Origin of the sequence: Shewanella putrefaciens (assembly GCF_016406325.1) — a bacterium.
Lineage (GTDB): Bacteria > Pseudomonadota > Gammaproteobacteria > Enterobacterales > Shewanellaceae > Shewanella > Shewanella putrefaciens.
The window spans coordinates 1,573,072-1,592,935 of record NZ_CP066370.1 but is presented as its reverse complement, the minus strand read 5'-3'; the positions used below and the strand labels follow the sequence as shown (position 1 = coordinate 1,592,935).

At 43.5% G+C, this 19,864-nt stretch carries 13 protein-coding genes and 3 tRNA genes; 8 read left to right on the top strand and 8 right to left on the bottom strand.

The window, feature by feature from the left end; all coding sequences use genetic code 11:
- Window positions 1-179: 179 nt before the first annotated feature.
- The 3 genes from JEZ96_RS07070 to JEZ96_RS07060 all read right to left on the bottom strand — a co-directional run bounded on the left by JEZ96_RS07070 (window position 180) and on the right by JEZ96_RS07060 (window position 527).
- Window positions 180-255: transfer RNA gene (locus tag JEZ96_RS07070), tRNA-His, on the bottom strand.
- 9 nt (window positions 256-264) lie between these two features.
- Window positions 265-341: transfer RNA gene (locus JEZ96_RS07065), tRNA-Arg, on the bottom strand.
- Window positions 342-450: 109 nt separating this feature from the next.
- Window positions 451-527: transfer RNA gene (locus tag JEZ96_RS07060), tRNA-Pro, on the bottom strand.
- A 366-nt stretch (window positions 528-893) separates the two neighbouring features.
- Here JEZ96_RS07060 and folD point away from each other — a divergent pair.
- Window positions 894-1,748 (top strand): bifunctional methylenetetrahydrofolate dehydrogenase/methenyltetrahydrofolate cyclohydrolase FolD, encoded by an 855-nt coding sequence (folD, locus tag JEZ96_RS07055; protein ID WP_014610292.1) that lies wholly within the window; start codon window positions 894-896, stop codon window positions 1,746-1,748.
- Window positions 1,749-1,911: 163 nt separating this feature from the next.
- Here the strand turns inward: folD and cysS are convergent, their stop codons facing one another.
- A complete protein-coding gene (gene cysS, locus JEZ96_RS07050; RefSeq protein ID WP_061782719.1) occupies window positions 1,912-3,291 on the bottom strand; it encodes a cysteine--tRNA ligase in 1,380 nt (459 codons plus the stop codon).
- A gap of 140 nt (window positions 3,292-3,431) precedes the next feature.
- On the opposite strand from cysS, the gene JEZ96_RS07045 reads away from it, so the two are divergent.
- Together JEZ96_RS07045 and JEZ96_RS07040 are read left to right on the top strand one after the other, a co-directional pair.
- Entirely contained in the window at window positions 3,432-3,926 is a 495-nt protein-coding gene (locus tag JEZ96_RS07045) for a peptidylprolyl isomerase (protein WP_011789895.1), read from the top strand.
- 9 nt (window positions 3,927-3,935) lie between these two features.
- On the top strand, window positions 3,936-4,661 hold the full coding sequence (locus JEZ96_RS07040; protein ID WP_061782720.1) for a UDP-2,3-diacylglucosamine diphosphatase: 726 nt from the start codon (window positions 3,936-3,938) through the stop codon (window positions 4,659-4,661).
- Window positions 4,662-4,731: 70 nt separating this feature from the next.
- Here the strand turns inward: JEZ96_RS07040 and miaE are convergent, their stop codons facing one another.
- Window positions 4,732-5,496: a tRNA isopentenyl-2-thiomethyl-A-37 hydroxylase MiaE gene (gene miaE / locus JEZ96_RS07035; protein WP_025007507.1), complete on the bottom strand. Its 765-nt coding sequence runs from the start codon at window positions 5,494-5,496 to the stop codon at window positions 4,732-4,734.
- Window positions 5,497-5,778: 282 nt separating this feature from the next.
- On the opposite strand from miaE, the gene JEZ96_RS07030 reads away from it, so the two are divergent.
- Window positions 5,779-6,375 (top strand): Yip1 family protein, encoded by a 597-nt coding sequence (locus tag JEZ96_RS07030; RefSeq protein ID WP_025007506.1) that lies wholly within the window; start codon window positions 5,779-5,781, stop codon window positions 6,373-6,375.
- Between the two features lie 99 nt (window positions 6,376-6,474).
- Here JEZ96_RS07030 and glnS read toward each other — a convergent pair whose 3' ends face one another.
- The 3 genes from glnS to JEZ96_RS07015 form a co-directional block, all read right to left on the bottom strand.
- The gene (glnS, locus tag JEZ96_RS07025; protein WP_011789899.1) at window positions 6,475-8,145 is read right to left on the bottom strand and encodes a glutamine--tRNA ligase; all 1,671 of its coding nucleotides are present in this window, start codon (window positions 8,143-8,145) and stop codon (window positions 6,475-6,477) included.
- Between the two features lie 190 nt (window positions 8,146-8,335).
- Complete coding sequence (gene feoB, locus JEZ96_RS07020) at window positions 8,336-10,630, bottom strand: Fe(2+) transporter permease subunit FeoB (RefSeq protein ID WP_011789900.1); 2,295 nt, start codon at window positions 10,628-10,630, stop codon at window positions 8,336-8,338.
- Entirely contained in the window at window positions 10,623-10,862 is a 240-nt protein-coding gene (locus JEZ96_RS07015; RefSeq protein WP_011623257.1) for a FeoA family protein, read from the bottom strand. The genes feoB and JEZ96_RS07015 overlap by 8 nt, the downstream gene beginning before the upstream one ends.
- An 839-nt stretch (window positions 10,863-11,701) precedes the next feature.
- Here JEZ96_RS07015 and JEZ96_RS07010 point away from each other — a divergent pair.
- The 4 genes from JEZ96_RS07010 to JEZ96_RS06995 all read left to right on the top strand — a co-directional run bounded on the left by JEZ96_RS07010 (window position 11,702) and on the right by JEZ96_RS06995 (window position 19,729).
- Complete coding sequence (locus JEZ96_RS07010; RefSeq protein WP_128090114.1) at window positions 11,702-14,203, top strand: OmcA/MtrC family decaheme c-type cytochrome; 2,502 nt, start codon at window positions 11,702-11,704, stop codon at window positions 14,201-14,203.
- A gap of 390 nt (window positions 14,204-14,593) precedes the next feature.
- On the top strand, window positions 14,594-16,558 hold the full coding sequence (locus tag JEZ96_RS07005) for an OmcA/MtrC family decaheme c-type cytochrome (protein ID WP_011789902.1): 1,965 nt from the start codon (window positions 14,594-14,596) through the stop codon (window positions 16,556-16,558).
- Window positions 16,559-16,627: 69 nt separating this feature from the next.
- A complete protein-coding gene (locus JEZ96_RS07000; RefSeq protein WP_011789903.1) occupies window positions 16,628-17,629 on the top strand; it encodes a DmsE family decaheme c-type cytochrome in 1,002 nt (333 codons plus the stop codon).
- 12 nt (window positions 17,630-17,641) lie between these two features.
- Window positions 17,642-19,729 carry an MtrB/PioB family decaheme-associated outer membrane protein gene (locus tag JEZ96_RS06995; RefSeq protein WP_014610282.1) on the top strand — a complete coding sequence of 696 codons (2,088 nt, stop codon included), beginning with the start codon at window positions 17,642-17,644 and terminating at the stop codon, window positions 19,727-19,729.
- Window positions 19,730-19,864: the final 135 nt, after the last annotated feature.

Sequence of the window (19,864 nt, the reverse complement as noted above, 5' to 3'; positions counted from 1 at the left end):
TTGACTACAATGCCCACCACTACTGGCTTTTGGCACAGGTCGCTCATAGTTGATATCTATCAAGACGCGACATTATAGCCACCGTTTTCTGCAGAGTCGAGCCTCAACAGCCGAATCTGAGGTATAAAAAAAGCGACCTTAGGTCGCTATTTTTATTTTGTACTCTAAGTACTAAAAAATGGGGTGACTGATGGGGCTCGAACCCACGACAACCGGAATCACAATCCGGGACTCTACCAACTGAGCTACAATCACCACTGAAACTGGTACGCCCGGCAGGATTCGAACCTGCGACCACCCGCTTAGAAGGCGGGTGCTCTATCCAACTGAGCTACGGGCGCATGGTGTACAGAATATTCTGCATCCTAACTGGCGTTGGATAGCATTTGGCTATCCATGTTATTCACTCATTTGAGTTCAATTAAACTCTGCGAGCAAATAACAATAAAGTGGTCGGTGATAGAGGATTCGAACCTCTGACCCTCTGGTCCCAAACCAGATGCGCTACCGGACTGCGCTAATCACCGAAGATCTTACATTTTATTGGGTATCAACTCAGAGGATTTCCTCTGGTCCGCTCTCATCCAAAATCTAGATGCGTTACCGGACAGCGCTAATCACCGAAGGTCTCAAATATTATTTACTTATACACTACTACATAAGTATCCTTGAGAACGGAGCGCATCTTATCCCCTCACTTTACACCCGTCAACGATTTTTTTAACCGTTCACGCTAGATGCTGAATTATCAGTCGAATACGCTTTTTTTTATCCGTTTCAGGTCGGCTTTAGCCATGACACACCCGTTACGCCCTGTTAAAATAGCCACGATTGCCAATCTCTGTGTTAACTAGTGTTTTCACCATCGCCCATATAAAGGATATCCTACACCCATGACAGCCCAAATAATCGACGGCAAGGCGATTGCTCAATCCATCCGCACTAAGCTCAGCGAAAAAGTCACCGCCCGCAAAGAGGCTGGACAACGCGTACCGGGTTTAGCCGTAATATTAGTGGGAGCCGATCCGGCATCACAAGTTTATGTTGGCAGTAAACGTAAGGCCTGTGAAGAAGTTGGATTTATTTCTCGTTCATACGATTTAGAAACAAACTGCACTGAAGATGAATTACTCAACCTGATTGATAGTCTTAATGATGATCCGACAATTGATGGCATTTTAGTGCAACTGCCATTACCCGCACATATCGAAGACTCAAAAGTCATCGAACGCATTCGCCCCGATAAAGATGTCGATGGATTCCACCCCTATAACGTTGGCCGTTTAGCCCAGCGTATTCCAGTGCTGCGCTCTTGCACTCCAATGGGGATCATGACCTTAATTAAATCGACTGGTGTCGATACCTATGGTTTAGATGCGGTTGTGGTTGGTGCCTCAAATATCGTTGGCCGCCCTATGACTTTAGAATTACTGCTAGCGGGCTGCACAACAACGACATGTCATCGTTTTACTAAGAATCTCGAGCAAAAAATTCGCCAAGCCGATTTAGTTGTAGTTGCCGTGGGTAAACCCGGCTTTATTCCTGGCGAGTGGATAAAACCGGGCGCGATTGTGATCGATGTGGGCATTAACCGTTTAGATAACGGCACCTTAGTCGGCGATGTGCAATATGACATTGCAGCGCAAAATGCCAGTTTTATTACGCCAGTCCCCGGCGGTGTTGGCCCGATGACGATTGCAAGCCTATTAGAAAACACCTTATATGCCGCCGAGCAATATCATGACTAGGTTCTAGGTTCTAGGTTCTAGGTTCTAGGTTCTAGGTTCTAGGTTCTAGGTTCTAGGTTCTAGGTTCTAGGTTCTAGGTTCTAGCAAGCATAAAAAAACCTGCATGATGCAGGTTTTTTTATTTACTGAAGATTTTCTTGAATTAAAAATATAGCGAATAAGCTTATTTCTTACGCCAAGTGGTGCCACTTGGACCATCTTCAAGCACAACGCCCAAAATATCTAAACGATTACGCGCCACATCCGCAGCAGCCCAATCTTTTTCGCTGCGAGCACGGTTACGTTCAACGATTAAGGCTTCAATTTCAGCCACTTCATCGTCACTACCCTCGCCTTTAAAGAAGGCATCAGGATCTTGGCCTAACAGCCCAAGTACATCGGCTAATTGTTTCATTGCCACAGCAAGGGCAGATGCCTTAGCAATATCCGTCGCTTTTAGGCGATTAATGTCACGCACCATATCAAACAGCACTGAATAAGCTTCTGGGGTGTTGAAATCATCGTCCATTGCCGCTTTAAACTTAGCAATAAACTCTTCAGCAGGCGCCGCTGCGACAGTCAAGTCGACATCTTTAATGGCCGTATACAAACGCTCTAACGCTGAGCGAGCCTGCTTCAAGTTATCTTCTGAGTAGTTCAGTTGACTACGATAATGACCTGATAATAGGAAGTAACGTACTGTTTCAGCATCATAATGACCAAGTACATCGCGAATGGTGAAGAAGTTGCCTAAGGACTTAGACATCTTTTCACGGTCAACCATTACCATGCCAGTGTGCATCCAGTAGTTGACGTATGGTGTGTCATGGGCACAGCAAGACTGGGCGATTTCATTCTCATGATGTGGGAACTGTAAGTCAGAGCCGCCACCATGAATATCAAAATGCAGACCTAGATGTTTGCTGTTCATGGCTGAACATTCGATATGCCAGCCAGGACGACCCGGTCCCCATGGGGATTCCCACGTTGGTTCGCCAGGTTTAGACATTTTCCACAACACAAAATCCATTGGATTTTGCTTGTTTTCGTCGACTTCAACTCGCGCACCGGCTTGCAGTTGATCTAAATTTTGCCCCGATAAACGGCCGTAATCAGGGTAAGATGCCACACTAAATAGCACATCGCCATCACTGGCAACATAGGCGTGACCACGGGCGAGTAATAACTCAACCATGTCGATAATTTCTGCAATGTGCAGTGTCGCGCGCGGTTCAAAATCGGGGCGCAGCATATTTAAGGCATCAAAATCTCGATGCATCTCGCCAATCAAACGCTCGGTTAAGGCTTCACAACTTTCGTTATTTTCGTTAGCGCGCTTGATGATTTTGTCATCGACATCGGTAATATTGCGCTGAAAATTCACCTCATAGCCCACATAGCGCAGGTAACGCACTATCATGTCAAAGGAAACAAAAGTACGGCCGTGACCAATATGACAGAGATCGTATATGGTCACACCACACACGTACATCCCAATTTTTCCGGGATTGATTGGCTTAAATTCCTGTTTTTGGCGGGTAATACTGTTGTAAATCTTCAACATCGGCATTCTCTTCAATAATACATTCAGGAGTAAAATCAAGGGGTCAGTCTATCACGGCCTAACGGGTTTTGAATACTGCACTTTGCGCGCAATCCGAGATAAGTTAGAATCGCGCCACTATTTACAGAGAGTATGAAAACATGATCACATTACACACCAATTTTGGCGACGTTAAACTGCAACTGAATGCTGAAAAAGCGCCATTAACCGTAGCAAACTTTATGAAATATGTTGACGAAGGTTTCTTCGATGGCACTATTTTCCACCGTGTGATTGACGGTTTTATGATCCAAGGTGGTGGCTTCAACGAAGATATGAGCCAAAAGCGTTGTAACGAACCAGTGAAGAACGAAGCCAATAACGGTTTATCAAACCGCACTGGTACTGTTGCCATGGCACGTACTTCAGATCCCCACTCTGCTACTGCGCAGTTCTTCATTAATGTAAACGACAATACTTTTCTCGATTTTAAATCTGAAACCTCACAGGGCTGGGGCTACTGCGTATTCGGCGAAGTCGTTGAAGGTATGGACGTTATCGAAAAAATTAAAGCGGTCAGCACAGGCAATCGCGGCATGCATCAAGATGTGCCATTAGAAGCGGTTGTGATTGAAAAAGTTAGCGTCGCGGCATAATCACTGCGAATGCGAACTCTCTTTATAGGCGATCTACACCTGAGTGCAGATCGCCTTGATATCACCCAAGCGTTCACTCACTTTCTCGACACTGAGCTCGATGATGCTGATGCACTGTATATCCTAGGTGATTTATTTGAAGTCTGGGTGGGTGATGATATTGCCGCACCTTTTGCCCTTGAACTTGCGAATAAACTCAAACAAGTTTCACTGAAACTACCAGTGTATTTTATCCATGGCAATCGTGATTTTATGTTAGGCAAACAATTTGCGCGCGCCGCAGGAATGCAAATATTGCCTGAAGTCACCTGCTTGAATTTATACGGAGTGAAAACGGTAATTTTACATGGCGATAGCTTATGTACATTAGATAAAGCCTATCAACGCTTTCGAAAACTGCGCAGTTTAGCGCTGGCTCGTTGGCTTTACGGGTGTTTATCCAAGAAAACTCGCCAAGGTATTGCCGATAACATTCGCAGCAAAAGTAAAAGCAGTAATAAGCATAAAAGCTATACCATCATGGATGTTGAACCTAACGCCGTAAATGCACTTCTGGCTAGAACACATGCGCAATATATGATCCACGGTCACACACATAGACCTGCAATTCATCAACTCGATAATGGCTGTAAACGCATCGTTGTTGGCGATTGGTATCAACAAGGCAGCGTACTGAGTGTGAGCCCTCAAGGGATTGACTTACAAAGCCTACCTTTCAGCCCACAGCAAAATTAAGTTTGTTGAAAATGAATTGATTAACAATTTATCTAAACCGTTAATCAATTCATCCACCTTACCATTTTACCTACACTGGTTGACCGCTATGAAAACGAAACTCATCATCTAGTGCCATGATCAATTCCGCTTCTTTCAGGCCAAAATAAGCAACTCTGTCACTGATATCTTCTGATGAAACTCGCTGTGCTAATTTGAGGTAATCTTCATAATGTCTCGCCTCAGAGCGTAATAATGAGACATAAAACCGATTCAATTCATCATCTAAATAAGGGGCTAACTTAGCAAAGCGTTCACAGGATCGCGCTTCAATATAAGCGCCAACAATCAGTTTATCCCTTAAAATGTGTTTTTCATGGGTAGTAACATAGCTCATCATACCTTTGGCATAACGTCCTGCACGAATATTACGGTAAGGAATGTGCCTTGCGTGCATCAACTCTAATACTTGCTCAAAATGATGAAATTCTTCTTTAATCAAACGAATAAGTGGCTGAATTAAATCTATCGCAAATTCAAAATTTCCGTTTGGAATAAATTGAGTTGCCAACTCATTCTTTTTGGCATCACGACTAAGAAATTGCTCAATATCACGATCTTTCAGATAGACAAACTCTTCATAGGGTTTAGCCCACGCTAAAAGTAAGCGTCCACTATCCATATCTAATGCATATCGTCTAAGTAAAAACATCGCTGTCTGCGCGGCTTTTAGCTCACAATTACAATGATCTATCAGTAACTCATCAAGGGATGTTGGTAATTTGGCATTATCAATCCAAGTTTGGGGCGTTTCACAACGAAGAAATGCATGAATAGGGGCAAGAAGTTGCTGCATAGCTTGACTCTCTATCATTTTGAAATATTTTGTCATTCTACGCATATTTACCCATAAGCTGTAGCATTAGCCTTCGGTAAACTTGACGATCTGAACTTTTTGTCCAATAAATAATCTACACTATAGAGAACTGAGATCGGGATCACATGAGATTTGTTTCTCAGTGTAACATCAATCTGAAATCAACAAGACAAACAAGATGTCGACTTAGATTGTAGAGCTGTTATCAGCTCGTCTGACGTTTGGCGAGCCATCCATCAATGCTGAACAAGGATAATTATAATGATACTAAATCATTTAATGGGGCTATACACTCATCCAAAACAAGAGTGGCAGGCAATCGAGAAAAACCATGAATCACTTAAAAGCAGCTTAAGTCATGTATTGCTGATCGCGCTCATTCCGGCAATTTGTAGCTACATTGCCACCGCACATATTGGTTGGAATCCAGGTGCTGGTGAGCCTATATATTTAACCTCTCAAAGTGCAATATTTATGTCTGCAGGTATGTATTTTGGCCTAATTGCAGGTGTATTTTCCCTCGCTTATTTAGCCTATTGGATGGCAAAAACCTTCGATGCAAAACCAAGTTATACCCAAGCACTCGAACTTGCTTCTTATACTGCTACACCACTCTTTATGGTGGGGCTCGCGGCTCTTTACCCCGTTCTGTGGTTCATCATGATTGTAGGACTGATAGGTTTAGCCTACTCAATTTACCTTCTCTATACTGGCGTGCCCATCATTATGAATATCCCAGAAGAAAAAGGTTTTATCTATGCAAGTTCGATGGTGACGGCAGGCTTAGTACTTTTGGTGGGACTAATGGCGACCAGCGTTATTTTATGGAGTTTAGGTTTTGGACCTATGTATCAATAAGCTATTTATCTCGATTAAAAATTGACAATAAAAAAGAAGGCTCACGTGGCCTTCTTTTTATTTAACTCATGTTATACCCCAATTTACGGGGACTTAATCCTACTCAAAAGAGTCACGCAGCGCGACTGTTAAGTTGAAGACTAAATGATCAGCTGTAGAATCTTTATTATCAGCACAGAAATAACCTTCACGCTCAAACTGATATGCCTTCTCGGCTGGAGCATTGATTAGACTTGCTTCAACAAAACCATTTACTACGACCAAAGAGTCTGGGTTTAGGACTTCATCTACGGTCTCAGCAGCCGCCGGATTAGGATCGGTAAATAAACGTTGATACAAACGGAATTCAGCAGGTTTAGCAGTTGTTGCTTCAACCCAGTGGATCACACCTTTGACTTTGCGGCCATCGGCAGGGTTTTTACCTAAGGTTTCAGGATCATAAGTACAATAAACTGTTGTGATATTGCCTTCACTATCTTTATCACAACGCTCGGCCTTAATCACATAGGCGTTACGTAAACGCACTTCTTTACCCGCTACAAGACGTTTATATTGCTTATTGGCTTCTTCTTTAAAGTCAGCGATATCAATGAATATTTCACGGCCAAAAGCCAGTTCTCGCGTTCCCATACTTTCATCATTAGGGTGCGATGCGGCCTGAATCGTTTCGAGTTGACCTTCTGGATAATTTTCAATGATGACTTTTAATGGACGCAGGACCGCCATGGCGCGTGGTGCATGCTCATTAAGTTCTTCACGGATGCACGCATCGAGCATGCTGACTTCGATCATATTTTCTTGCTTAGTGACGCCAATACGTTGGCAAAACTCACGAATTGATGCAGGTGTATAACCACGACGGCGCAGACCTGCAATCGTTGGCATACGCGGATCATCCCAACCCGACACCAGTTTACGGGTCACTAAATCGTTTAACTTACGCTTAGACATCAAGGTATATTCAAGATTTAAACGCGAGAACTCATACTGACGAGTACGATTCGGCGCTTGAAAATCATCTAAATTATCGAGTACCCAATCGTATAAACGACGGTTATCTTGGAACTCTAAAGTACATAACGAATGAGTAATATGTTCCAACGCATCAGAAATACAATGGGTGAAGTCATACATTGGATAAATGCACCACTTATCACCCGTTTGATGATGGTGGGCAAAACGAATACGATAAATAACCGGATCGCGCATGCACATAAATGGCGACGCCATATCTATTTTGGCACGCAATGCACACTCACCTTCTTTGAATTCACCTAAACGCATTTTTTCAAATAAACGCAGATTTTCTTCAACAGGTGTATCCCGGTATGGACTATTTTTACCGGGTTCTTTTAGTGTTCCACGGTATTCGCGAGTTTCATCAGCATTCAAAAAACACACGTAGGCCAAACCTTTATTAATCAGTTCAACCGCATATTGATGTAATTGATCAAAATAATTTGATGAATAACGAACATCGCCATCCCACTGGAATCCAAGCCAACGAACATCTGCCTGGATAGAATTCACATAATCAATGTCTTCTTTTTCAGGATTGGTATCGTCAAAACGTAAATTACATAGACCATTATAGTCACGTGCTATGCCAAAGTTTAAACAGATAGACTTAGCATGACCTATATGCAAATAACCATTCGGCTCAGGCGGAAAACGGGTCTGCACACTTGTATGCTTACCGCTTTGCAAATCCTCATCGATGATATTACGAATAAAGTTACTCGGACGTACTTCAGTGTCCACATGACTCATGGAATTCCTCTTTGCGAACAATGGCTATTTTAAGAAAAGCAGCATGATCCTACAGATCACTACTTGTTACAATGCCTAGCGCTAAAAACTCTGATTTTTAGACAGCCTGGGGGTTATTGCCACGATAGTAAAACAATAAAAGCAGCCTTGAAAGCTGCTTTTATCTTTGTGTCTACTAAGCTGACATTTCTTACTCAGTAATGATACGGATCCCAGGGATAATTTGCTGCGTACGACGTCCCTTACGCTTTAACCACAAGTAAAAACCAGCTAAAGCAAGCAAGAAGAACCCAATCCACAAACTCGATTGCATTGGATGCTCATTAAAGGTGGCCGCTTGGTACACAATTGTCGCAGAACCATAAGCCAGTGAGAAAGTCCAAGTTGCCGCAAATGTTGCCCAGCGAGAACCAAACTCGTTCACCAACGCCCCCATTGCAGCCACACAGGGAGTATAAAGCAAGATAAACAGTAAGTAGGAGAATGCCGCTATTTTAGTGGTAAATCCGGACTGCAATGCACTAAAGGTTGAGTTTGCTACGCCTTGAGACTCGGCCGCAACTTCCGTATTTGATACATCGCCCACAGATAATTTAAGCGGATCTTCTAAGTCTAAACCGAATAAGTTAGCAGGTATTGTGGCTAAAGCTTCATTAAAGCTATCCATTAACGGAGCTAATTCTGCATCCTCTGGCACTGCACTGGTATACAGACTATTTAATGTGCCCACAACAGCTTCTTTAGCAAAAATCCCCGTAATGATCCCCACCGTCGCAGGCCAGTTATCTTGCTCAAGTCCCATCGGTGCGAACACGGGTGTCACTTTCTGGCTTGCTACACTCAGTAAGGATGCTTGGCTATTTTCATGCCCAAAACTACCATCAACCCCAATTGCATTAATAAAGTTCAATAGTGTCACAACTAAAACAATGGTCTTACCCGCCCCTAAGATAAAGCTCTTCGTTCGCTTACCTGTGCGCACCATCACTGCTTTAAGCTTAGGTAATTCGTAACTGGGTAATTCCATAACAACAGCACTGCTGGTACCGGGTAATAAAGTACTTCTGAGCAATAATCCAGTACCAATCGCCGCAAAGATCCCAATGATATAGAGTAAAAAGACTAAATTTTGCCCTGAATCTTGGAAAAAAGCGGCAGCAAACAACGCATATACCGGTAGACGTGCACCACAGGACATAAAAGGCGCCATCATACCAGTGACGATTCGTTCACGTTCACTTCCTAAGGTGCGTGTTGCCATAATGGCAGGCACTGAACAGCCAAACCCGACTATCATAGGCACGAAAGCTTTGCCGGGTAGCCCGATACGACGCATTAAACCGTCAACTACAAACGCCGCACGCGCCATATAGCCAGAACTTTCAAGAATAGACAAACCAAGGAACAGGGCTGCAATGACAGGGATAAAAGTGGATACCGTTTGAATACCTTGGCCAACGCCACCCGCTAAGATGGTGACTAACCAGTCTGGTGATCCCATACTCGTTAAGAAAGCACCAAAATGATCGACAAATAAGGCGCCCGCAAACACATCGAAGAAATCGATAAAGGCACTGCCGATGTTAATGCTGAACATAAACATCAAGTACATCACAAACAAAAATACAGGAATGCCAAACACAGGATGCAATACGAGTTTATCGAGTTTATCGCTTAATGTAAGGAAACCATCCGCCTTCACAGAACCTTGGAACACACGCTCAACAAAATTAAAACGTGTGGTCGCCACCATGACTTCAATATCATGTCCTTGTTGTGCAATCAGTTGAGTGCAAACATTAACCTCACTCTGCAACTCCGCATTTTTGCAACTACCACACCCAGAACCATTACCAAGCATCGCCAGTGCCCGACCACGGCTAAGATTAGGATCTTTACGACAAAGTAACTGTACACCCGCTTCAATTTGCTCATCATAATCGAGCATAAGTGGCGCCTCAGAAACTCGCCCTTGTAGCAAATCAAGCACTTGAGCCTGCACTTTTTCAACATCGGCAGGATCACGCGAGCACACGCCAATGACAGGACAGCCCAACTCTTGGCTCATTTTCTGTAAATCAACTTTAATGCCGCGTTTAATGGCCGCATCAATTTTATTCAGTACCACCACCATAGGAATAGCAAGCTCACGCAACTGAGCGGTAAGATATAGATGGCGTTCAATATTCGTGGCATCGACTAAGTTAATAATGCCATCAATACGTTGCTCAGCTAAATATTGCTGGGCAATCTGTTCATCAAGGGAGCAATCACAACTGTTACCTGCGGGAAGTAAATCGTAAATACCTGGTAAATCAGTTAAATAAACATCAGCACCATTTAGGGTGAAATGTCCGGTCTTTTTCTCAACGGTCACACCAGACCAGTTACCCACTTGTTGATTCGCACCCGTGAGTGCGTTAAAGAGTGTCGATTTACCCGCATTAGGGTTACCAACTGTGACGCAATGAAACTGCTTAGTCATTCGCCTTTTCCACCTCAATGATGTCTGCCAAATCTCTACGCATGCAAAGTTTACTGCCACGAATATCCAGTTCTAAACCTGACCCCATGGGCGCTCGTCTAATCAAGGAAAATCGCGTATTTGGCGTGATACCCATAGATAATAATTTGCGCTTTACTGTTTGTGGCAAATCCAAACGCCCGATTTCAGAAATAATGCCACGGTCACCGGGACTAAGTTCGCTTAACTTCATTACGTATTCCACCTTGCAACAGGTTCAAGCTTGAAAAAACTGCGCCTATTGTAGCTGAGCGATATTGCTAATAACTTTACCTAGATCAACCTTTTTGACTGGTAACGATAATAGTTTTCAATTGTGTTGGGTATTATGTGATAAAAATCCCAATGAATAAACGACCAACTGAAAATAAAAATACCTCTCAAGCAATCATGGACGCCTGTAAACGCCCAAAAGGTTAATGAAACGTAAAGTAAACCTATTCTAAATTCGATTTTACTGACACAAGCAATTACCACTATCACGATAAAAATCATCTATCTTTACAATCAAAAAGTATAAATTTTGTTACGCAATCATCATAAAAATACTCTAACCTTAAGCGGTGCTAAATTAGCAATATAAAAATAAAAAGTAACAAAAGAATGCGTGAGTAAACAGCAGCAGATTGGATATTTGATACAAAAACCATCAAATTGAATGTCAGCATGATACCGACAGAGCCTTAGCAATCCATAACGTAAAAACGGCACTAAACCCTAATAGATGAAGTAAAAAATCGATGCATAGCTGAACTCAAGCGCTCTCGAATCGGCCCTTATGTTGCAGGTCTTAATGGCCTATCACTATGGATAAAAAGGAACTCATTTTATGCAAGCATCTAGTACTTTATCTACCCCTAAAGAAATAGTCAGATCTCAATCACATTACCCACCTAAAGTGACTGATAAATACCAGTGACTTACGTTAGCCTTACAAGTGGAAAATAATTCCACACATTTTATGCACCTAATGAGATTAATTCTTATTTACTATGCATTTGATGATGATTACAACTATTGCAGGGAAATATCATGATGAAACGGTTCAATTTCAATACCGCAACCAAAGCGATGTTGGGTGCCGGTTTACTTTCACTCCTACTCGCAGGTTGCGGTGGCAGTGATGGTAACGATGGTCCCGACGGGCAACCAGGCCCAGTTGGCTTAGATATCGCTCAAGCGACAACACTTAAAGCCAGTCTTGAAAATGTAAAAATTGAAAGCGGTACAACCAGCGTTGATATAGTACTGACCAACGCCAATGGCGTACCAGTAACGGGCTTAGAACAATATGCCCAAGTAAATGCACTTGCTTTAGGTATCGCAAAACTCGCGCCAGAAAGTGGTAAAGGTTATAAAGCGCCACAATGGATCAGCTATATCAACGCAGTCAAAGCCGCAGATCCCGCACGCAGCCTAGCAAATTATAGCTACACCGAAGGTGACGTGACGAAAGAAGTCAAGTTCACCCCTGGTGACGCCATTCAAGCTAACATAGAATCTAGCTGTAAAACCAATTGCTTAAAAGTTGTGGACAACGGTGTTTATCGTTACACGTTCCAAACTAACTTAAGCACATTAGCACCTATTGAAGGTCTTGACTTAAGTTACGACCCGACCTTGATACACCGCATCAGCTTAGAGCTTCAAACAGACGGAAGCAAATCAGCTAAGTTGATCAATACGCATATCGACTTCTTACCAAGTGATAATTTCAGAGTGGCTAACCCCACTGAAACTCGCACAGTGGTTGATTTAGAAGCTAACTGTATTAAATGTCACAGTACAAACTATGCTGACACTTCTGCAACAGCTAAACCACTTGCACTTCACGGTGGTAGACGTATTGCGATTGGCAACTGCCAAGTTTGTCACACTAGCTATAGTAAAGATCCAGAAACGGGTGCATCACTGGATATGGGCGCAATGGTCCATGCCATCCACAAAGGCACCTATACTATGGTCGGTTATAGTGGTACGGCCTATGACTTTAGCGGCACTATGGCTAAAGCAGCAGCTCAGAATGGCTACCCACAATATCGTGCAGGTAAAGATGTGTCTGAACGTGTCACTCTGCCAGTCGATATTGGAAGCTGCCAATCTTGCCACAGTACAGATGCTAAAGGCCCTGTTGATGCCGCAAACTTCAAGCATCATAAAGGGTTAGCTTGTGCTTCTTGCCATATGACAGGCTTTAATCCTGTTGATAACAGCGAATGGTTAACTCCACCAGAAGGTCAAAAAGACCGCGGATTTGTGGGTAACTACTTCCACTACTATGCAACCCCTGAGATTGATGGAATCCCTGGTGCAGATCTTGTAAATGTATTCCAAAACGGTGGTTGTGCATCTTGCCACGCAGCAGAAGGTGAAGAAGGTAGTGCAAAATACCATCTAGCCAAAGCGAATGTGACTAAGAGCGTCCGTGATGAATATGCTTATAAGCTAGGTAACGGTACTTTTGATGTGTCCGGTAATAAATTAACATTTACCGTACAATGGCACAGCGATGTTGCACCTAAAGATGATAAAGCCGTTAAAGAGTTATGGTTAGTGGCTGCAGCATTAGATGGTGAGTACAAAATAGGATATAAATCTTCAACATTTGGCAGTCATCCTGGTCGTTTCTCTGTCAATCTTGTAAAAGAGTATCCCGCCATCACTATGGTACAAGATGGTAAGACACTGACTTATACTATCTCTGGCATCACACAACCCGATATGATTGCGCTGAAAAGAGGAACCCTGTCAGCCAAGCTATTCGTATGTGCTGATCCAACAGAGACAAAAGCGGTAGATTGCACCGATACCACTGTCACCAATAAAACAGAAGTCATTATCGCGGCAAATCAAGCAAACTTTGCAAGCGCAACTGCTGGTGATCCTGCTTTTGTGGCTCGCACCGTTGTTGCATCTGAAGCAAAATGCGCAAATTGCCATGGTAAACAAGCAGACTTCTCTGTTTCACACTCTCGTGTCAGACCTACGGGCGCTGCCGATAGTGGTTGTAGCAGTTGTCATACATCACAACCTAACACAGCCGTTAATCTAACGGATGGTAGCTGTGTTAGCTGTCATAATGACTCACTGACTGCGGCAAACAGCACAGGCCATAGTGCGAATAGAGCAAAAGCCTTTAGCCGTGGTTTTGATTTCAAAGTGATGGTTCACCAAATACATGCTAATACACGTAGCGGTCGTTTCGGTAACTACACCACCGATATTACCTTCCCTGAAAACGTAGCAAACTGCGCAGTTTGCCACGATAAAGGCCAACTGAGCTTAGCTAAACTGGGTGACAAGCACGTGTTTAATGCAAGCACTGGTGAATACTCACCTACCGTTGCAGCTTGTGCTTCGTGCCATGCGCCAACGGCTGAGGGTAACAGTGCTGTGATTGGTCACTTCGAGAATAACGGTGGTATGTACAATGGTACTGCGGGTACTTACACCCCTGGTAGCGAAACCTGTGCAACCTGTCACGGTGAAGGTAAAGCATTTGGTGTGGATAAAGTTCACCCAGTGAAGTACTAATATTATTTATCACTAACAGATAATTAATCTCTAAAATCCCTCACCTCGGTGGGGGATTTTTTTTGCCAAAACCACAGCCACTTTGTAGCCAAAAATTTCAGCAAAGCAGCAATAGTTGACAGACTATTATCAATGTCAAACCTGTGTTTTTTTTACGCTAAATTCAATTTAGCCCTTAGGTTTAACTACCTCTTTAGAAATAGAAAGATCCAAGTCACACATTAGCAAAGGCCTTGGAGATTTTAACGGCATGTTAGGTTAGCCTTTCCTTGGGGAATTCTATTTCCAGCATTAACTTAAGTCGCCTCTAGTTATCAAAAACACAGACATAGAATCTGTATGAGCTAGAATATAAGCGGTTAAGCAATGCCAAACCTATGCAGGGAAAAAATGATGAACGCATATAAATCTAAAATCGCACTGCTGTTAGCAGCAAGTGCAGTCTCTATGGCCTTAGTGGGCTGTGGTGGCAGCGATGGTAATGATGGTAATCCTGGAGAACCTGGTGGCGAGCCTGCTGGTGCAATCCAAACATTAAACTTCAACTTTGAGAAAGCCTTAATAAAGGACGGCTTGCCGAGCCTTCAATTTCGGGTAACTAACGAAGATGATATGCCCGTTGTCGGGCTTCAATATTTCAAGTTTTACGCTGAGCAACTGGTTCCTCAGGGAGCAACAGGTGCTGGTGATGCGTCAAAATGGCAATATCTTATCGATGAAACTTGTGATTTAACACCTGCAGTCAAAAAATGTACTGGTACGTTAGTCGATCACAAAAATGGTACCTACAGCTATGACTTCGGTACTAACCTCAAAACAAGTACCCGTGCAACCTATAACGGTGAGTTAGCCCAGCGTATTGTACTGAATAACTATGTTCGCGGCAGTACACCAGCACCATTACCTGATGGCACCACGCTACCTGTCTTTACTGGCATATTTGACTATATGGCAGACACGGGTGCTGATGCGACTTATAGCCGTAAAATCGTTGCAACTGAAAGCTGTAATACTTGCCACGATAAAGTGATTAACGCCAAACATTACACCAATGATGTTAATTTCTGTGCGAGTTGCCATACTCCTGGCCGAGTAAAAGCAGGCAATGAATTTAATGTGTTAGTCCATGCTAAGCATAAAGACTTAACCTTAAATGCATTAGATAGCTGTCAAAGCTGCCACGCTGAAAGTGATGCCGCGCCAGATTGGAGTAATTGGTCACGTATCCCAACCGCTGCTACCTGTGGTAGCTGTCACAGCACAGTGGACTTTGCCGCAGGTAAAGGCCATTCACAACAGCTTGATAACTCAAACTGTATCGCCTGTCATAACAGTGCTTGGACCGCTGAACTTCATACGGTGAAAACCGCTAATAAGAAAGCGGTTATCGCTCAATTAGGTATGGCTGCAACATTGGTTGGTCAAGCCGATGATACCGCTGTCCTCACTGTATCCATCCTAGATAAAGACGGTAAGGCGATTGATGCAGCAAGCGTACAGAGTAAAATTAAGCGTTTAGAAAGTATCACTAACGTGGGTCCAAACTTCCCAATTATGGGCTACAACCCAAGTCCTGGTAGTGGTAAAGCTAAAATCGCTAAAGACCTCGTTAAAGATGGTGCACTGCAAGAGGGTGTTACTCTTGTTGACGGTAAACTGGTATTTACGACCCCTGCACTGCCTTTCGGTGCTGGCGATACGGATACCGCCTTTACCTTTATCGGTCTAGAAATGTGTAGCTCAGGCTCTAGCTTAATCGCTTGTGCAACGGGTAGTGAAACCACCAGTATGAAAGCTGAGTTAGCCTTTGGTACCAAATCTGGTAATGCGCCAAGCATGCGCCATATCAATTCAGTGAAATTTGATACTTGTGTAGGCTGTCACAGTGATACATTTGAAATTCACAAAGGTCACCATGCGGGCTTTGTGATGACAGAACAATTAGGTCGCCAGCTTAATGGCAAAATGACCGTTGGTGTTGATGCTTGTGTCACCTGCCATACCCCAGATGGTACTTACGCAAGTGGTGCTAACAAAGGTGCATTGGAGATGAAATTACACGTTGTTCACGGTAAACAAGGTGTCATCAAAGAATGTACTCAATGTCATAACGACTTCAACCTCGATTCATTCAAGGTCAAAGGTGCGCTGGCAACTACTGCGGGTAAATACACCACACCAATCACAGCCACTTGTATTTCATGCCATACGCCAGAATCCATTGGCCACGGCTTAGAAAATATGGGCGCGATTGTGAACGGTGATTACACCCAAGCCAACCAGGCAGTGCAGTCAGAAACCTGTTTCTACTGTCATAAACCCACTCCAACAGATCACACTCAAGTGAAAATGTAATTTGCCCAAGCGGGGGGAGTCTAACTCCCCCTTTCTTGAAATTTGTTGGGACAAATTGGGAAGCCTATTATGAAGAACAACTTAAGAATGAAAAAGTTACTACCTACACTTGCCATTTCTTTGGCGATGTCGGTAGTCATGTCATTGTGTCTTGCTCCGAGTGCTCATGCCTCGAAGTGGGATGAAAAAATGACGCCAAAGGAAGTCGAAGCCACCTTAGATAAAAAGTTCGCTGAAGGGAGTTATTCTCCTAAAGGGGCGGATTCTTGTTTAATGTGTCACAAAAAGTCTGAAAAAGTCATGGACCTCTTCAAAGGTGTTCATGGTGCGATTGATTCCTCTAAGAGCCCAATGGCTGGCCTACAATGTGAAGCCTGTCATGGTCCAATGGGGAATCACAATAAAGGTGGCAATGAACCGATGATCACTTTCGGTAAGCAATCCACCTTAAGTGCCGACAAACAAAACAGTGTCTGTATGGGCTGTCACCAAGATGACAAACGTATGTCTTGGAATGGTGGTCACCATGACAATGCCGATGTTGCCTGTGCCTCTTGTCACCAAGTTCACGTAGCCAAAGATCCTGTGTTATCAAAAAACACTGAGATGGAAGTGTGTACTAGCTGCCATACCAAGCAAAAAGCAGATATGAATAAACGCTCAAGTCATCCATTAAAATGGGCTCAAATGACCTGTAGCGATTGTCATAATCCCCATGGGAGCATGACGGATTCCGATCTTAATAAGCCTAGCGTCAACGAAACCTGTTATGCCTGTCACGCTGAAAAACGCGGCCCAAAACTTTGGGAGCATGCACCCGTTACTGAAAATTGCGTCACTTGCCACAATCCTCACGGTAGTGTGAATGATGCCATGCTAAAAACCCGCGCACCTCAGTTGTGTCAGCAATGTCATGCCAGCGACGGCCACGCCAGTAATCCATATTTAGGAAACACTGGTTTAGGCTCAAACGTGGGTGATAATGCCTTTACGGGTGGAAGAAGCTGCTTAAATTGCCATAGTCAGGTTCATGGTTCAAACCATCCATCTGGCAAGCTATTACAGCGCTAAGGAGAAGAGAAAATGAAATTTAAACTCAATTTGATCACTCTGGCGTTATTAGCAAATACCGGGTTTGCCGTTGCTGCTGATGGTTATGGCATTGCTAATGCCAACACTGAAAAGGTCAAACTTTCAGCATGGAGCTGTAAGGGCTGCATCGTTGAAACGGGCGTATCTGGTACTGTGGGTGTGGGCGTTGGTTATAACAGCGAGGATGATATTCGCTCGGCTAATGCTTTTGGCACCTCAAATGAAGTCGCAGGCAAATTTGACGCTGACTTAGCCTACAGTGGTGAAAAAGGTTATCGCGCCAACATTGATGCCTACCAGTTAGGCATGGATGGCGGGCGTTTAGACGTTAATGCGGGCAAACTTGGCCAGTACAATGTTAATGTTAATTACCGCCAAATTGCGACTTACGACACCAATAACGCCTTAACACCTTACTCAGGTATTGGTGGAAATAACTTAACATTGCCAAGCAATTGGATTACTGCTGGTTCTAGCAGCCAAATGCCGTTATTGATGGATAATCTGAACTCACTCGAACTGTCACTCAAACGTGAACGTATGGGGTTGGGTTTTGCGTATCAAGGCGAATCGCTGTGGAGCACCTATGTGAACTACATGCGTGAAGAAAAAACCGGATTAAAACAAGCATCTGGTAGTTTCTTTAACCAATCCATGATGTTAGCAGAGCCTGTGGATTACACCACAGACACCATTGAAGCGGGTATTAAGCTTAAGGGTGATCGTTGGTTTACTGCACTTAACTATAATGGTTCTATTTTCAAAAATGAGTACAACCAGTTAAATTTTGACAGTGCTTTCAACCCCACTTTTGGTGCTCAAACCAAAGGATCGATAGCCCTTGATCCTGATAACCAGTCACATACTGTGTCATTGATGGGTCAATATAATGACAATACCAATGTGGTATCTGGCCGTCTTCTTGCGGGACAAATGAGCCAAGATCAAGCGCTAGTAACGTCTGGTTATGGTTTTCAGATCCCGACCGAAGCGGTTGATGCCAAAGTTGATCTTCTCGGTATGAACTTGAAGTTAGTGAGTAAAGTCACTAACTCCTTGCGCTTAAGCGGCAGTTACGACTACCACGACCGCGATAATAATACCCAGATTGAAGAATGGACGCAGATCAGCATCAATAATGTCAACGGTAAAGTGGCTTATAACACACCTTACGATAATCGTAGCCAACGCTTTAAAGTGGCGGCAGATTACCGTATTACCCAAGGCATGAAGCTTGATGGCGGTTATGACTTCAAACGTGACGAACGTAATTATCAAGACCGTGAGACCACGGATGAGAATACCGTTTGGGCACGTTTTAGAGTCAATAGCTTTGAGATGTGGGACATGTGGGTAAAAGGCAGCTATGGCCAACGTGATGGCTCGCAGTATCAAGCCTCCGAATGGACATCTTCTGAAACCAACAGCCTGTTACGTAAGTATAATTTGGCTGACCGTGACAGAACCCAAGTAGAAGCACGTATCACCCACACGCCTATCGATAGTCTAACCATTGATGTTGGTGCCCGTTATGCGCTTGATGATTATACCGACACAGTAATTGGTTTAACGGAGTCAAAAGACACCAGTTATGATGCCAATATCAGTTATATGATCACCACTGACTTACTGGCAACGGCGTTCTACAACTACCAAATCATCGAATCTGAACAAGCGGGCAGCAGCAATTACAGCAATCCAACTTGGACAGGCTATATCGAAGATAAGGTTGATGTCGTTGGTGCTGGCATTAGTTACAACAATTTACTTGAGAACAAGCTACGTATGGGATTGGATTACACTTATTCAAACTCCGACAGTAACACTCAAGTAAGACAAGGTATCACTGGCGACTATGGTGATTATTTTGCCAAAGTACATAACATTAATTTATATGCTCAATATCAAGCGACCGAGAAAATGGCTTGGCGCTTAGATTATAAAGTTGAGAACTATAAAGATAATGACGCCGCGAATGATATCGCTGTTGATGGCATTTGGAACGTCGTAGGCTTTGGCAGCAATAGCCATGACTACACGGCACAGATGATCATGCTAAGCATGAGCTACAAACTCTAACGCTCAATATGTTTAAATCCAAAAGCCCGCATTTTGCGGGCTTTTGTTTAAGCGCTACGACAAGCAAAAATCTTGAATAAGATCAGACTCTGGAGTGAAAGTCCGTTGATAAAAACCATATTTCTTGAGTTTTAG

Bases quoted from the DNA above. Each gene is read 5' to 3' on its own strand.
- folD (WP_014610292.1), top strand. From the start codon at position 894: ATGACAGCCCAAATAATCGACGGCAAGGCGATTGCTCAATCCATCCGC.
- cysS (WP_061782719.1), bottom strand. From the start codon at position 3,291: ATGTTGAAGATTTACAACAGTATTACCCGCCAAAAACAGGAATTTAAG.
- JEZ96_RS07045 (WP_011789895.1), top strand. From the start codon at position 3,432: ATGATCACATTACACACCAATTTTGGCGACGTTAAACTGCAACTGAAT.
- JEZ96_RS07040 (WP_061782720.1), top strand. From the start codon at position 3,936: ATGCGAACTCTCTTTATAGGCGATCTACACCTGAGTGCAGATCGCCTT.
- miaE (WP_025007507.1), bottom strand. From the start codon at position 5,496: ATGCAGCAACTTCTTGCCCCTATTCATGCATTTCTTCGTTGTGAAACG.
- JEZ96_RS07030 (WP_025007506.1), top strand. From the start codon at position 5,779: ATGATACTAAATCATTTAATGGGGCTATACACTCATCCAAAACAAGAG.
- glnS (WP_011789899.1), bottom strand. From the start codon at position 8,145: ATGAGTCATGTGGACACTGAAGTACGTCCGAGTAACTTTATTCGTAAT.
- feoB (WP_011789900.1), bottom strand. From the start codon at position 10,630: ATGACTAAGCAGTTTCATTGCGTCACAGTTGGTAACCCTAATGCGGGT.
- JEZ96_RS07015 (WP_011623257.1), bottom strand. From the start codon at position 10,862: ATGAAGTTAAGCGAACTTAGTCCCGGTGACCGTGGCATTATTTCTGAA.
- JEZ96_RS07010 (WP_128090114.1), top strand. From the start codon at position 11,702: ATGATGAAACGGTTCAATTTCAATACCGCAACCAAAGCGATGTTGGGT.
- JEZ96_RS07005 (WP_011789902.1), top strand. From the start codon at position 14,594: ATGATGAACGCATATAAATCTAAAATCGCACTGCTGTTAGCAGCAAGT.
- JEZ96_RS07000 (WP_011789903.1), top strand. From the start codon at position 16,628: ATGAAGAACAACTTAAGAATGAAAAAGTTACTACCTACACTTGCCATT.
- JEZ96_RS06995 (WP_014610282.1), top strand. From the start codon at position 17,642: ATGAAATTTAAACTCAATTTGATCACTCTGGCGTTATTAGCAAATACC.